The sequence below is a fragment of the Pseudomonas sp. Irchel s3a10 genome (assembly GCF_900187525.1).
Classification (GTDB): Bacteria; Pseudomonadota; Gammaproteobacteria; order Pseudomonadales; family Pseudomonadaceae; genus Aquipseudomonas; species Aquipseudomonas koreensis_G.
In genome coordinates this window covers 204,064-219,099 of record NZ_FYDR01000001.1, presented here as the reverse complement: position 1 = coordinate 219,099, position 15,036 = coordinate 204,064, and the positions used below count along the sequence as shown (strand labels likewise).

The 15,036-nt window shown below is 60.5% G+C and carries 13 protein-coding genes and 2 pseudogenes; 13 read left to right on the top strand and 2 right to left on the bottom strand.

The features are described 5' to 3' along the window. Positions 1-223: 223 nt before the first annotated feature. Complete coding sequence (locus CKW11_RS01030) at positions 224-601, top strand: fe2+ zn2+ uptake regulation protein (protein WP_095135626.1); 378 nt, start codon at positions 224-226, stop codon at positions 599-601. 18 nt (positions 602-619) lie between these two features. Here the strand turns inward: CKW11_RS01030 and CKW11_RS01025 are convergent, their stop codons facing one another. After that, positions 620-808 carry a hypothetical protein gene (locus tag CKW11_RS01025; RefSeq protein ID WP_025109975.1) on the bottom strand — a complete coding sequence of 63 codons (189 nt, stop codon included), beginning with the start codon at positions 806-808 and terminating at the stop codon, positions 620-622. A 157-nt stretch (positions 809-965) separates the two neighbouring features. Here CKW11_RS01025 and CKW11_RS28725 point away from each other — a divergent pair, with 157 nt between their 5' ends. From CKW11_RS28725 to CKW11_RS01000, 6 genes are all read left to right on the top strand, one after another. Next, positions 966-1,100, top strand: coding sequence for a hypothetical protein (locus tag CKW11_RS28725; RefSeq protein WP_256214187.1), 135 nt, complete (start codon positions 966-968; stop codon positions 1,098-1,100). Between the two features lie 263 nt (positions 1,101-1,363). Continuing rightward, positions 1,364-2,620: an MdfA family multidrug efflux MFS transporter gene (locus CKW11_RS01020; protein ID WP_095136745.1), complete on the top strand. Its 1,257-nt coding sequence runs from the start codon at positions 1,364-1,366 to the stop codon at positions 2,618-2,620. Then, the gene (locus CKW11_RS01015) at positions 2,617-3,747 is read left to right on the top strand and encodes an acyl-protein synthase (RefSeq protein WP_095135624.1); all 1,131 of its coding nucleotides are present in this window, start codon (positions 2,617-2,619) and stop codon (positions 3,745-3,747) included. Before CKW11_RS01020 ends, CKW11_RS01015 begins: the two co-directional genes overlap by 4 nt. A 1-nt stretch (position 3,748) precedes the next feature. After that, positions 3,749-6,151: an aldehyde dehydrogenase family protein gene (locus CKW11_RS01010; protein ID WP_095135622.1), complete on the top strand. Its 2,403-nt coding sequence runs from the start codon at positions 3,749-3,751 to the stop codon at positions 6,149-6,151. A gap of 49 nt (positions 6,152-6,200) precedes the next feature. Continuing rightward, entirely contained in the window at positions 6,201-7,490 is a 1,290-nt protein-coding gene (locus CKW11_RS01005; protein ID WP_095135620.1) for a phenylacetate--CoA ligase family protein, read from the top strand. Continuing rightward, complete coding sequence (locus tag CKW11_RS01000) at positions 7,490-8,413, top strand: GNAT family N-acetyltransferase (RefSeq protein ID WP_095135618.1); 924 nt, start codon at positions 7,490-7,492, stop codon at positions 8,411-8,413. Before CKW11_RS01005 ends, CKW11_RS01000 begins: the two co-directional genes overlap by 1 nt. Positions 8,414-8,461: 48 nt before the next feature. Here the strand turns inward: CKW11_RS01000 and CKW11_RS00995 are convergent, their stop codons facing one another. Beyond that, entirely contained in the window at positions 8,462-8,989 is a 528-nt protein-coding gene (locus CKW11_RS00995; protein ID WP_027612032.1) for a hypothetical protein, read from the bottom strand. A gap of 380 nt (positions 8,990-9,369) precedes the next feature. On the opposite strand from CKW11_RS00995, the pseudogene CKW11_RS29000 reads away from it, so the two are divergent. The 6 genes and pseudogenes from CKW11_RS29000 to CKW11_RS00970 form a co-directional block, all read left to right on the top strand. Further along, positions 9,370-10,500: pseudogene (locus CKW11_RS29000) on the top strand (cache domain-containing protein); the annotation flags it as partial. A 333-nt stretch (positions 10,501-10,833) separates the two neighbouring features. After that, positions 10,834-11,361: pseudogene (locus CKW11_RS28995) on the top strand (methyl-accepting chemotaxis protein); the annotation flags it as partial. Positions 11,362-11,638: 277 nt separating this feature from the next. Beyond that, positions 11,639-12,085 (top strand): DUF411 domain-containing protein, encoded by a 447-nt coding sequence (locus CKW11_RS00985; RefSeq protein ID WP_095135615.1) that lies wholly within the window; start codon positions 11,639-11,641, stop codon positions 12,083-12,085. After that, complete coding sequence (locus CKW11_RS00980) at positions 12,085-12,519, top strand: YqaA family protein (RefSeq protein WP_095135612.1); 435 nt, start codon at positions 12,085-12,087, stop codon at positions 12,517-12,519. Before CKW11_RS00985 ends, CKW11_RS00980 begins: the two co-directional genes overlap by 1 nt. An 86-nt stretch (positions 12,520-12,605) precedes the next feature. Continuing rightward, positions 12,606-13,670 (top strand): alpha/beta fold hydrolase, encoded by a 1,065-nt coding sequence (locus CKW11_RS00975; protein ID WP_095135610.1) that lies wholly within the window; start codon positions 12,606-12,608, stop codon positions 13,668-13,670. Between the two features lie 13 nt (positions 13,671-13,683). After that, on the top strand, positions 13,684-14,637 hold the full coding sequence (locus tag CKW11_RS00970; RefSeq protein WP_095135609.1) for a D-2-hydroxyacid dehydrogenase family protein: 954 nt from the start codon (positions 13,684-13,686) through the stop codon (positions 14,635-14,637). Positions 14,638-15,036: the final 399 nt, after the last annotated feature.

Genomic DNA, 15,036 nt, shown 5'->3' with positions numbered 1-15,036 from the left:
AATTGATTCATGCGCCTGGGCGCAAGACGGCTGTTCAGGAAACGAATGCGAGAAAAAAAATTTAGCCCGATTGACGGGGGTGCAATCCACTGATTACGGGAAAACAACGAATAACCGACAAAATTTCTACATATTTCCTTTCATGATTTGTCGTGCTGAAACGTCTTGTTTACTGAGAGCAGTCAAAACGTTTCCTGATCGGGCTCTGAAAAGGAGTAATCCCATGTACAACTCGCAACTACCAATGGACGGTAGCCAGGCGTCACAAGGAGCTTCCATGAGTTCCCGCGCGAGCAGCTTCGCCCCCAGCCCCGAGCGTCAGGGCAATGAGCGTATTCGTCTGTTGCTGAAAAGCTTCGGCCTGCGCACCAGCCTGATTCGTCTGAAAGTCATCGACGCCCTGCTGGTCGCCGCACAAAGCGATCGACGCCTGGGCGTGCGCGGCGTGCACAGTCAACTGCTGAACCTGGATATTCCGTTGTCCTTTCTCAGCGTGCGCGAAGTGTTGAAGCGTCTATGCGCCGAAGGGGTGGTCACCTTCAACCCGGACAAGAGTTACAGCCTGCATCCACAGGCTGCTGCAGTGCTCAATCACGATTGAAGCGTCCCGCGATCGCCGTCAGGGTTTGACCTTGCGGCGCATCACCCCGTTGATCACCACCACGACCACCGCCACACCGATGGCGATGTACTGGAACATTTTCTCACTGATCATCCCGGCATTTTGCAGCCAGGACAGGCCGAGCATGATCGCCAGCACCGACAGGGCGATCAGTATCGAGTATTTCAAACGTTGCTTCTGAGTCATTGCGGGTTCCTGAAACTTTCAAATGTATCCGGTCTGTATCCGGTTGCATGCCATGCACATACCGTGTTGCGGGGATGGGCCTGGCCGAACGCGGTCTCATGTTACAGCCGATGAAGAGTTTTGGCTTCATGACGGCGTAACCATGAGGATTTCTGAAATGTTCCGTCGAATCACCTGGCTGATTCCCCTCCTTGCCGTACTGACCTTGAGCGGCTGCATCATTTTCCCCCACGGCGGCTGGCATGACGGCCACCATCGTTATCAGGAAGGCCCCGGTTATTACCATCGATAGAACAGGGTCGTTCGCCCGCCGGTACGCCTGAAATACCGGTCGGGATACCTCACCAGCCTTTTCAATGCCAACCATGCCCGCCCGCCAGCGGGCATTTTTGTTGGCGCGCCTGTGCTCGCAAACGCCTTGTCGATCGGCCTGCGGGGGAAAGTAAATACGCTGTAAGTATTTGAAATTTCATGTCGCAGCAAAGCATTGGCTGCCGCGCCAACTCTGCCTCTAGTCTCTGCGAACTTTTCTCGCTTACTGAAACAGGGATGTTTATGCAGAGAACCTTGATCGTAATGGCGCCCGTGCAGATTATCGGCTTCTGCCTGGCCATTACCGCTTTTGAGCTGCTCACCTATATGGCCAGCGACATGATCATGCCGGCCATGTTGACGGTAACCGGCGAGTTCAACGCCGATACCCGGCATGTAGCCAACGCCTTCAACCTGTATCTGATTGGCGGCGTATGCCTGCAATGGCTGATCGGCCCCCTTTCTGACCGTTACGGCCGGCGTCGCTTGCTGTTGCTCGGTTGTGCGCTGTTCGGCCTGGCGTGCATCGCCGCAGTCGTAACGCAGCGCATTGAAGCCTTTAATGCGTTGCGCCTGATCCAGGGCATGGGCCTGGGCTTTGTGGTCGCCGTCAGCTACCCGACCCTGCAGGAAGTGTTCTGTGAAGCGGATGCGGTGCGCCTCATGGCATTACTGGGCAACGTGGCACTGCTGTCGCCGCTCCTCGGCCCATTGCTCGGCAGCCTGCTGCTGGAATGGCTGAGCTGGCGACAGATGTTTCTGGGGCTGGCGGCAACGAGTGTGGTTGTCTGGCTCGGTCTGTTTGCCTGGATGCCGGAAACGATCGGCGTGATGCGCCGTGACGGCCAGCGACAGGCTCCCGCGGCGTTTTCGCTCAGGCAAATCGGCCTCGGTTACCTCGCGCTGCTGCACAACCGCCGATTCATCGGCGCCAGTCTGACACTGGGCCTGATGAGCCTGCCGCTGATTGCCTGGATCGGATTGGCACCGGTGCTGCTCATGCAACGCCTGGAGCTGTCTGCGCTGGAATATGGCCTGTGGCAGATCCCGGTGTTCGCGGCGGTGATCCTCGGCAATTTACTACTGGATCGATTGCTCGTCGGGCACACGCTCGCCCAGGTGATCGGTCTGGCCCTGTGGCCGTTTTGCCTCGGACTGCTGGGGCTGATCGCTGCTGCCCTGAGTTCGGCTGCGCTGCCATTGGCCGTTTGCGCACTGGCCGTGTATGCACTGGGGCTTGGCATGAGTAACGCCGCGCTGTACCGCCTGGCGCTGTTTTCCAGCGATGCGGGCAAGGGGCTGGTCTCGGCCATGATCGGCATGCTGTCGATTGCCGTGATGGGCTGCGGCGGCTCGCTCATCGCCGTCATCGGCGGTGGTTCGAGCCTGCAATCCTTTTCCCTGCTGGCAGGCCTCGGTGGCCTGCTGTGCTTGCCCCTGCTCTACCGCCTTCTGCGGCACTCGCCGCACCCACCACACATCAATAAGGATATTCGATGACTCAGTTTCCCCACAGCGATGCGCTTTGCGCATTGCCGCAGCCCTATTGCGCGGATGCCGTGCCCAAGGGGCTGTTCAATCAGGCCATGAGCGAAATCACCCGGTTCCACGCTCGCCATACGCCCGGTTACAACCACTGGCTGAGCGCCCATTCAATCGCTGTCGATGACCTGGACGGGCTCGACGACTGGTCACAATTGCCACCGATTTTCGCCAGTTTCTTCAAGCAGCAAATGCTGCTCAGTCCCACGGGCGAGGACGCTCTGGAGCTGACCTCCTCCGGCACCAGTGGGCAAAAGAGCCGCATGCGCTATGACGCGCGCAGCCTGGGCGCCGCGCAGTACATGGTCGAACGGATTTTCGCCCAATATGGCTGGATTACCCCGCATGCCCCGTGCAATTACCTATTGCTCGGCTATGAGCCCGAGCAGAAAAACACCCTGGGCACATCCTTCACCGATCAGTTCCTGTGCAGTTTTGCTCCCGCCAATCGGGTGGTTTACGCCCTGCGACGCAATGGTGACGGCCACCAGTTTGACCTGTTCGGCGTGATCAGCGCCTTGCAGGCCTTTGCCGAAGAAGGTCTGCCGGTGCGCATCTTCGGCTTTCCCGCCTTTCTCTGGGAAACCCTGCAACGCATGCGCGCGACCGGCGTGGCAGACCTGCAACTGCCGGCCGGATCGCTGGCATTTTTCGGCGGCGGCTGGAAAACCCGTGCCGCCGAAGAAGTCCCCAGACAAGCCTTGTATGCGCGGATCCAGCAACAACTGGGCATCGCGACCCAAGACTGCCGCGACGGTTATGGCGCCGTCGAACACGCGGTGCCTTACGTCGAATGTGCCCACCATCACTTTCACGTACCGGTCTACGCAAAAGTGTACGTACGCAGCCCGGTGGATTTTTCGGTGCTGCCCTATGGCCAGCGTGGCCTGCTGAATCTGGTAACACCCTACATTTCCTCAAGCCCGGCCCATGCCGTGGTCATGAGCGATCTGGCCACGCTGCATCCGGGCACCAGCTGTGCCTGCGGTCTGGCCAGCGACTGGTTCCAGTTGCATGGCCGCGCCGGCACCACGGCCGCGAGGAGCTGTGCCATGGCCGCGTCCGAACTGCTGGGGAGGCACTGATATGTACTTGATCAACGGTCAGTTGCACACCGAGTGCAGCCTCGACAGCGCCTTGCACCAACTTCAGCTGGAGTTGCCACGAAGGCTGCAGCTTCCACTGCAAACCAGCACACTGCTTGCCACTGCCAAGGCCTTCGCCGAACGCCTGCAACAAGAAGAAACGGAACTGCCACTGGCTCCCGGTCAGCGCGAGGCACTGATCGATTTCTGCCAGCCTGCCGCCCTGCAAGCCAAATTGGATCGTGAACTGGGCTTGCGCCCCGAATCGCTGCGCCGTATCGACTATCGACAGTCACACTTCGAGCGCTGGAGTCCGCTGGGCCTGGTGGTGCATATCACTCCGGCCAACGCGCCGCTGCTGGCGTTCTGTGCGGTGATCGAGAGTCTGCTGAGCGGCAACGTCAACTGGCTGCGCCCCAGCAGCAGTGACCCTGGCTTCACCGCGCGTCTGCTTCAGGCGTTAGTTGCATGTGATGCAAGCGGACAACTCAATGGTTACGTGGCAGTGCTGCCGACCCGCACCGAACAAATCGGCCAGCTGTGCAGGCACGCCAACGGTGTCGCGGCGTGGGGCGGCGAAACCGCGCTGCAAGCCATCCGCCAGCAGATCCCGCCAGGCTGTCGCTGGATCGACTGGGGGCACCGCATCAGCTTCGCCTACCTGACCCCGGACGCGGCATCGCCCGCCGTCCTCGATGCGATTGTCGATGAAGTCTGCCGCCTCGATCAGCAAGCCTGCTCCAGCCCGCAATGGTTGCTGGTGGACAGCGACGACGCGAGCGTACTGAACGATATCGGGACACAACTGGCCGCCGCGTTCGAACGCCGTGCCGGACAATGGCCGGCCCTTGCGCCGACGCTTGAAGAGGCTTCACAAATCACCACCTGCACGGCGATGGCCCGGCTGGCCCAGAGTTTTGCCGGGCAGACCGGCCGGGTCTGGAGTGCGCCGGGCTGGCGGGTGATCTGGAGTCATGATCGCCAGCTCGAACCTTCTGCGCTGTTTCGCAGCCTGTTGCTCAAACCCCTGCCCCGCGAGCGGCTCAGCGCTACGTTGCTGCCTTGGCGCAACGTGCTGCAGAGCTGCGCCTTGCTGTGTCCCGAGGCGCAGATCGCCGAACTGGCACAAACGCTGATTGCCGCCGGTGTGACGCGCATTACCCCGATCGAGACTATTCACGATGGCTACGACGGCGAACCCCACGACGGCGTTTATGCCCTGCAGCGCCTGAGTCGGCGCGTATCGGTCAGTCTGCCGGCGAACATACTGACCAGCCACTCCACACTTGATCAACTGCCAGCCCCACTACAACTGACCGGCCGGCCAATCATGGACAAGCCACAATTCGTCGGCCAGCCGCCGACTTCAGCGGCGCAGCTGTTCTTTCGCTCCGGCGGCAGCAGTGGCGCACCCGTGCTTTCCGGCTTCAGTTACCACGACTTCCAGCGCCAGATGCAGGCGGCCGCCGATGGCTTGCTCGCGGCCGGACTGGACCCGGCGCAGGACAGGGTCATGAACCTGTTTTTCAGCGGCGGGCTGTACGGCGGCTTTTCCAGTTTTGCCAAAGTGCTGGAACAACTGCAGGCCCGACACTGGCCGATGGGCGCCCCGGCGGACGACGATTACCGTGAGATCGCGCAGATGATCGAGGCTCAACGGATTACCGTGCTGATCGGCATGCCCGGCACCCTGCATCGGTTGTTTATCAACGAACAACAAATACTGCGGCGCTATGGTGGCGTCGACAAAGTCTTTCTCGGTGGCGAACACCTGAGTGAGCAAACCCGCGAGCTCTTGCAAAGTTGCGGCGTCAGCCTGATCCGCTCGGCGATCTACGGCAGCGTCGATGCCGGCCCCTTGGGGCATGCCTGCCGGGCCACGGCGGATGGCGTGTTCCATCTGATGAGCGACATCCAGCACCTGGAAATTGTCGATTTTGAACACGACGCGCCGGTCAGTGACGGCGAATCCGGTCGTCTGCTGGTGACCTCCCGTGGGCGTCAGGGCCAGTCCGTGCAGCGCTATGACATTGGCGACAGCGGACGCTGGTTACCCGGCCCGTGCGCCTGCGGTCTGACCTCGCCGCGCTTCGAACTGCTGCAACGCCACGGCAACCTGCTGCGCATCGGCACCGATTTCATTTCACTGGTGATTCTGGAGCAGCACCTTCAGACGCCGTTTCAACTGGTTCTCGATCATGGCCCTGACGGCCTGGAACGCATGCGCCTGCGCTGCCCTCTGGAACCGGCCGAGGCCCATCGACAGCTGCAGAATTATTCGACGCTGACCACGCTGGTGCAGACCGGTTTGCTCACGCTGGACGTCGAGCAATGTGCCGTCGAGCAGTTCGCCCGAAACCGGCACAGCGGCAAAACACCCTTACTGATTGATACGCGCCGCTGACAGCAGAAACCTGCACGCGGCCCATCGCCACTTCATACAAGAAGAAATCATGAACACGCTCATTGAATTGAACAACTTGCTCGGTTTTACCCGGCAACATTCGGCCTATTGCCGCGAACACTTCAGAGATGTCGCGGCCCCCATCAGCGCCTTGACCGAACTGCCCCTGATCGACCCGGAACAATACTGGCGTGACAGTCAGCATCCGCACCGGTGGCCAGTGTTGTCAGGCCCGCTGGAAGACGCGATGGTCTTCAAAACCGGGGGCACCACCGGCTCGGGAAAACTCTCGCTGTTTACCCGCGCAGAATGGCAAACCCTGGTGCGCGATTTCGGCAACCACCTCACGGCGCAACTGAACCCCGGCGACCGGGTCGCCAATCTGTTCTTCGTCGGCGACCTGTATGCCAGCTTCATTTTTCTCCACGACGCCCTGGCACATGTCCAGACCCCCGTCAGCGAATTTCCCTTCACCGGGGCCGTCGACAGCGCCGTACTGGCCGAGTCGATCGTTGCGTACCGGATCAATGTGCTGGCCGGTCTGCCGGCGCAAATGCTCAAATTCGCCGCCTGGCTGGAACGCCAGTCACGGATCCTGGAGGGCGTCGAAACCCTGCTCTACGGCGGCGAAAGCCTGTTCGCCGCCCAACTGCAAACGCTCCAGCGGGTGTTCCCGAACGCACGCATTGCCTCTATCGGCTACGCCAGCGTCGATGCCGGACTGATCGGCGTCAGCACCCGCGATTGCAGCCTGGGCGAACACCGGATGCTGGAGCGGCACAGCGTACTGGAGATCATCGACGAGGTGAGCGGTGAGGTCATCGAAGAGTGCAACCGTAACGGCAGGCTGGTCCTGACCAACCTCACCCGGCGCTTGATGCCGGTGATCCGCTATCCGGTCGGCGACCTCGCCTGCTGGCGTGAACCGGCAGGGACGCCGATGCGCAAGTTCGCCCTGATGGGCCGCAGCATGAACAGCCAGCGCGTGCGGGTGAGCGTGTTGAGTCTGGATACCGGTGACATCGGCGAGCTGGTGCGCAAGATCGCCGCCAGCGATGACTGGCAACTGCTCATCGAACAGCGAGCCAGCCAGGATCTGCTGAGCCTCAAGTGGGTACCCTGCACGCAAACGGCTGACATCAGCCAGGCAAGCTCAACCCTGCGCCGTGCGCTGATCGACCAATACCCGCTGATCGAGAAGCTGCAGTCCGATCAATTGCTGGAGCTGAACGTGATCGCCTGTGCGAACGATGAACTGACCTGTCATCCACGCTCCGGCAAACATCAGCGGGTCGTGGATCGACGGGTTTACGACCATCCGCAACAGGGGCACGCGTGATGGACACGACAATCATCCGCCGCTATCGCGTCGCCGATGCGCCGGCAGTCAGCCGCCTGTTCGAAGAAATCTACGGCGTGCATTACCCTCAACCCCACGTGTATCTGCCCTGGATGATCAGCCAGAACCACAGTGACGGTCGCTGGCACTCGCTGGTAGCGGTGGTCAACGAGCATATCTGCGGGCACGCCACGTTATTTCGCCAATCTGGCCGAAGCGCACTGGCGGAGCTGGCCCTGACTGTGGTGCACCCGGACACTCGCGGGCAAAACATCGCCACGCAATTGGGCCAGCAGCTGCTGATTCATGCCCAGGCGCTGGATTGCCGAGGCGTGACGATCAAGCAGGTCACGCACCACCCGTATACGCAGCGCATGGCCGCCGGCCTGGGGTTTCACAGCTGTGGTCTGTTGCCCGATTACGCACCCTCGCCGTTCGGTGGAACAGGGCGGGAGACGATTGTTGTCGGTCACTGCAGCATCGACGGTTATCAGCGCCCGCTGCCGGCACTCGCCTGGCCGCAGGATTGCCGCGAGCTGATGTCGCGTCTGGAGGCGGTGTTCGGTACCACCGACAATGCCGTGCCATGGAAAGGCCCGAAGATCCGCTTCGATCACGTATCAGGGCGCTATGACCTGCTGCTCAAGACCCTCGATGACAACCTGCTCGAGCAATTGGCACAACTGCCGGCGCACTGGCTGATTTCGATCAGACTCAGACTCGCCCAAGGGTTTTCCAGCGCGCTGCACAAACTGGCCGATGCCGGATTCGCTTTCACCGGGATTGTCCCCGATGACTACAGCGATGGCTGGCTGGCACTGTTTCATCGTGGCTACCAGGCCTCAACGCTGAGCCTGCACTGTCCACACATGCAGCACCTGCAGGATCAGGCCCAGCAGGCCGGCGAAAGGTATCAGGACTAAAAACGAAAACGGCCCACCCAATCAATGGGTGGGCCGTGGGTGACCGGCTCAGGCCTTGGACTTGACGCCTTGATCCACAGGTTTCGCCGCGTTGCCTTCACCGTAGGTTTTCAGGTTCTGCAGCACGTAGATCGCCTTCTTGTACTCGGGGATCAGGTTCTTGCCGTAGGCATTGCCATTGAGGCCATTGTTCTGAATGGCGTCGAGCTGGGTGGCGAAATACTCCAGCGCATTGAATTTTGCATCAGGGTCTTTGGTCACGCCGAAACGGTCGAACTTGTCGCCGGCATTGAGCAATGTAAAGGAGGTGATGTCGGAAATCAGTCCACGTTCACGCAGGAAAACACTCAGATTGCTCAGTTGCTTGACCGAAACATTCGCCGGATCGAACCCCTTGATATTTTTGCGCAGGCCCTGCTTGTCCATTTCGGCAGTGTTCAGCGCGGTCGGATTGGTGCCGACCTTGGCGAGCATCTGCTGCACCTTGAGGCTTTGCTTGACCTCCTTCTTCGCGCCTGTATTGCGAACCAGCACCCCTGCCTTGCTCTCCCAGCCGCCGACAATGCCGATCGTCATGAGAAGACTCCCTGTGAAATAACCATGAAATGTCCTTGCTGGACTACTTGAATGCCGGGAAGTATCTACCGGCGAACTGGTGGCACCAACCCTTTTAGTGCAGTCGCTTACAATTTTTGTACATTCTCGATACAAATTGCCAGAAGCTTACTGTGTCGCGGTTTCATGGCAGTTTGACGATTGCATCCGATGCTTTTTTGCGCCAGCTGACGAGAGGCTCGATTCATTTGTATCGGAGTCGACACGCCCCTTCCGTCAGCCCGACACTTTCTTGCACCAAAGTACTTAAAGCTTCCCCCTTCGCCGACGATACGCTGGTGTGACCCCGCCGTTTTTCCCCCGACCCCACAATAAGAATCGCAGTTCAAGGACCGGTATCCATGCCCGCATTCCGCACCATTCAGGCTCGCTACACGTTATTTCTGGTTCTGTTCATCCTGCTGCTGTCGGTGCTGACCGTGGTCGGCATCAGCCAATTGGTCGCACCCAAGCTGCGGCATACCGAAGAACAGGTGGTGCTCAACCGGATTGCCGAAGTCGCCGAACAGATCCAGGGCGAACTGAACAAAGTCCAGGCGCAACAGCGCAGCATCACCCAGACCATTCCGCTGCTAGACAGCGCGGCCATTGACACGGTGTTGCCGGGGCTGGTGGATCAGTACGGCGAGCTGAAAGTCTTCGGTGGCGGGATCTGGCCACTGCCGGGTCAGCGTGAAGCCGGGCGCAACAAGTTCAGCACGTTCTGGCACCGCGATGCCTCGGGCAAACTGGCGGTGAACACCTTCTGGAACAGCGACGCGGCGCCCAACTATTACGACCAGAGCTGGTACAAGGGCGGCATGCAGACACCGCGCGGCCAGTGCGCCTGGGCTGCGGCCTATAAAGATGATGCGAGTGCCGAGCCGCGTACCAACTGCGCCATGGCGATCCAGAAAAACGGTGCAGCGTGGGGCGTGTCGACCATCGACGTAACGCTGGGCTTCTTCAACGATCTGGTGGCGCGCAAGGAAAAAGACCTCAACGCTGAAATGCTGATCGTCGAGGCCGACGGCAAGATCATCAGCAACAGCTCGCGCATCAGCGGTCCGATCGTGCTGAAGAACATCAGCGAACTGGCCGCTGGTTCGACCTTCGCCAGTCAGGTCAAGGCTGGCCTGCAGAACCGCGATCAGGCGCAACGGGTCGAGTTCGACAACAACGGCGAAGCCAGCACTTTCTTCATGCGCCCGATCGAAGGCACGCCGTGGTTCCTGGCCACCGCCCTGCCAACGAAAATGCTCACCGCCCAGCGTGACGACGTGCTCAGCAGCCTGAGCCTGTTGCAGATTCCGCTGGTGATTCTGCTGGTGTTGTTGCAGGTCTACGCGATCCGCCAACTGGTTTCGCGCATGAAAGCGCTGAAAGCCAATATCGACTTGCTGTCCAGCGGCGATGCCGACCTTACCCGGCGCATCACCATCCGTGCCGAAGACGAACTGGGCGCCATCGGCCACTCGGTCAACACCTTTATTGCCTACCTGCAGAACATGATCGGTGAAGTCACCCAGGCCACCGGCGCCATGGCTTCGAGCCTGGACGACCTGCAGCGTACGTCGGCTAATACCAGCCAGATTTTGCTGCGCCATGCTTCGGAAACCGATCAGACCGTTACCGCCATCACCGAAATGAGTTCGACGGCCGAGAGCGTCGCGCAGAACGCCGCTGAAACCGCAGCGTTCACCCAGCGCGCCAATGAAAACGCCGATCGCTCACGGGTGGTGGTCGGTGAAGCGACCAACAGCGTAGTGGCCTTGATCGATGAAGTGGCCAGCGCCACCCAGAAAGTCGAGAACATGCAGCAAGACGCGCAGCGCATCACCGAGATTCTCGGAGTGATCGGCGCAATCGCCGGCCAGACCAACTTGCTGGCCCTCAACGCCGCCATCGAAGCCGCCCGGGCCGGTGAACAGGGTCGCGGTTTTGCCGTGGTCGCCGACGAAGTCCGCGCCCTCGCCGCCCGCACTCAGGCCAGCACCTCGGAAATCAACGAGATGCTGAGCCGCCTGACCCAAGGCGTGAGTTCGTCGGTCAGCGCCATGGAAAACACCCAAGCCAGCTGCCAGTCTGCCGCCGACGCCACGGCGCGGGTCAACTCGGGTCTGGATGAAATGGCCGGTTCGGTCAGCCACATCAACAGCCTCAGCACGCAGATCGCCACCGCTGCCGAACAGCAAAGTGCGGTGACCGAAGAGATCAACCGCAGCATGGTGCAGATCCGCCACATGGTCGAAGAACTGGTGCACAGCGGCGAGGTCAGCGAGCGCAACACCCGCCAGTTGCTGGAAGCCAACAACCGGGTGAGCGCGATCATGGGGCGGTTCAAAGTCCGGTGACCCCCCATTCTCCTGTAGGAGCTGCGGCACGCTGCGATCTTTTTGATCCTGGTTCATAAAAATCAAAGTCAAAAGATCGCAGCGTGCCGCAGCTCCTACAGGGGTCGTGTTTTATCTGACAGATTTGTAATCTCTCGCTCAGCAGGCTGTCAGGCTTGATCCATGATCATCCTGCCAGCCTGTCTTGTATCAACTTGAAACACTCCGTTGATGCCCGGCAGGATAATCCAGTCAAAATACTTTCCTTTTTGACCGTCATCCTTGTCGAGAGCCCACCATGCGAACCTCCCTGCGACTGGCCGCCCTCAGCGCCCTGCTCCTGTCCTCCCTGGCCCAGGCCGCCGATCTGATCCCGATCGAAGTGCATCGCGACGCCAATTGCGGCTGCTGCAAAAAATGGATCAGCCACCTCGAAGCCAACGGCTTCAAAGTCGAAGACCACGTCGAAAGCGACATGAGCAGCTTCAAGCAGCAACACGGCGTGCCACCGCGTCTGGGCTCGTGCCATACCGCACTGATCAACGGCAAGTTCGTCGAAGGCCATGTGCCGGCTGAACAAGTGCTGGCCCTGAGCAAGCGCGACGATCTGCTGGGTATAGCCGCACCGGGCATGCCCATGGGTTCGCCGGGCATGGAAATGGACGGCATGAGCGATGCCTATCAAGTGATCGGCCTGAAAAAGGACGGCACAGATGTGGTGGTGGCGGACTACCCGGCTCACTGATGCCTGCCGCTTACGTCGGGCTGTTCGCCGCCGCGTTCGGCGCTGCGACGCTGTTGCCGCTGCAATCCGAAGCGCTGCTGGTCGGCCTGATCGTCAGTGATCGTTACTGGCTCTGGGGCCTGCTGGGCGTGGCGACGCTGGGCAATGTCCTCGGTTCGCTGGTCAATTGGTGGCTGGGGCGCGGCCTCGAACGCTTTCAGGATCGACGCTGGTTTCCCGTCAGCCCGAACCACATGGCCACTGCGCGCAAACACTACGAGCGCTATGGTCACTGGTCGCTGCTACTGAGTTGGCTGCCGGTGATCGGCGATCCACTGACCCTGATCGCCGGCGTAATGCGCGAGCCGCTCGGGCGCTTTCTGCTGATCGTCACGCTGGCCAAAGCTGCGCGTTACGCCGTGGTGGCGATGCTGACCCTGGGCTGGCTCGGTTGAACATTCCGGCCATGGCGTTGCCTGTGGTTAACGTCGCCCTAATCCGGGCGTTCCAGCATCGGCCGATTTCCATGGAGTTTGCCCTTATGTCCGTCACGCTCACCCGCTGGCTGCCCGGCCTGTTCCTCAGCGCCGCGCTGCCGCTGTTTGCCCACGCCGCCGCACCCGCTGAAGCAGCGCCCGCTGCAGTCCCGAACAATGCCCCGACTTATGGCCCGGAGCTGCAAGGTTTCCAATACCCCTACACGCTCAAGCACTTTGCCTTCCAATCCCAGGGTAAATCCCTGCAGATGGGCTACATGGACGTCGCCGCCCACGGCAAGGCCAACGGGCGCACCGTGGTGCTGATGCACGGCAAGAACTTTTGCGCCGCCACCTGGGACAGCTCGATCAAGGCCTTGAGCGAGGCCGGTTACCGGGTCGTCGCGCCGGACCAGATCGGCTTCTGCACCTCCAGCAAACCCGATCACTACCAGTACAGCTTCCAGCAACTGGCGACCAACACCCAACAACTACTCAAGGCCTTGGGCATCCAGAAAGCCACCCTGCTCGGCCACTCCACCGGCGGCATGCTCGCCACTCGCTACGCGCTGCTGTTCCCGGATCAGGTCGAACAACTGGCGCTGGTCAATCCGATCGGTCTGGAGGACTGGAAAGCCCTCGGCGTGCCGTATCGCACCGTTGACCAGTGGTATCAGCGCGAGCTGAAAGTCACCGCCCAAGGCATTCGCGACTACGAGCGCAACACCTATTACGACGGCCGCTGGAAACCCGAATTCGAGCGCTGGGTCGACATGCTCGCCGGCCTGAGCAACGGCCCGGGCAAGACCCAGGTGGCCTGGAACTCGGCGCTGATCTACGACATGATCTTCACCCAGCCGGTGTACTACGAGTTCAAGGACCTGAAGATGCCGACCCTGCTGTTGATCGGCACCTCGGACACCACGGCCATCGGCAAGGACCTCGCGTCCCCCGAGGTCAAGGCGAAAATCGGCCACTATGAGGTGCTCGGCAAGCAGGTCGCCAAGCTGATTCCACAATCGACGCTGGTGGAGTTTCCCGGCATGGGCCACGCGCCGCAGATGGAAGAACCGGCGAAGTTTCACCAGGCCTTGCTCGGCTGGCTGAACAACCCCGATCCCGTTCGTTGATGAGGTAAGGCTGATGGCGGTGCAGATTGCAGTGATCGATGACTGGCAAGACGTGGCGCGGGAGGTGGTCGACTGGTCGCAGCTCGACAGCATCGGCGAAGTGACGTTTGTGCATGACTACCCGGCAGACAACGCCACCTTGGCCGCACGTCTGGGCCAGTACCAGGTGATCTGCGTGATGCGCGAGCGCACGCGTTTTGCTCAGGACCTGCTGCAGCGCCTGCCCAATCTCAAGCTGCTGGTCACCGGCGGCATGCGTAACGCAGCCCTGGACATGCCGGCGGCCGCCAGCCTCGGGATCAAGGTCTGCGGCACCGACAGCTACAAACACGCGGCGCCGGAACTGACCTGGGCCTTGATCATGGCGGCCACGCGCAATCTGCTGAACGAAGCCAACTCCCTGCGCGCCGGCGGCTGGCAGCAAGGGCTGGGCGGTGACCTGCACGGCAAGACGTTGGGCATCCTCGGTCTGGGCAGCATCGGCCAGAAGGTCGCGCAATTCGGCCAGGTGTTCGGCATGCGCGTGATTGCCTGGAGCGAAAACCTCACCGCCGAACGCGCACAGCAGGCCGGCGTGACCTGGGTCAGCAAGCAGCAATTGTTCGAACAGGCTGACGTGCTGTCGGTGCATCTGGTGCTCAGCGAGCGCAGTCGCGGGCTGGTTGATGCGCAGGCGCTGGACTGGATGAAACCCACTGCGCTGCTGGTCAACACCGCCCGCGGGCCGATCGTCGACGAGGCAGCGCTGATCAAGGCGCTGCAGAAACAGAAGATCGCCGGGGCGGCGCTGGATGTATTCGATCAGGAGCCGCTGCCTGATTTGCATCCGTTCCGCACCCTGGACAACGTATTGGCCACGCCGCATGTGGGGTATGTCAGCCGGCAGAACTATGCACAGTTCTTTGCGCAGATGATCGAGGATATTCAGGCTTGGGCAGCAGGTAATCCAATCCGAATCCTCAACTGATCCTATGTAGGAGCTGCCGAAGGCTGCGATCTTTTGATCTTGTTTTTAAGATCAAGGTCAAAAGATCGCAGCCTTCGGCAGCTCCTACAGGTACTTCAGCAGACACGAAATCAACAAACTGCCCGCACCACAACAGTGCGCCCTGCCTCTCCACTAGCACAAAATCGTGACCGATCAGTCACCGTTTTAGCCCTCTCCCTGAAAAAAACCTGCCCTTCGTCGGTGCGCTCCTGCTTGAACACCACGGATTTCGCTGCCTGCCAACCGATTGTCGAACAATTTACCCGTTTGCTGCCGCCCGCTCTAGGATCTGGCCTAGACTGATTTTCACGGGTTAAAACCGGTCAGTTACAAACCCGAAAAATTGTCGAAACTTTTGCAGATGGCGGCGGGTCATCT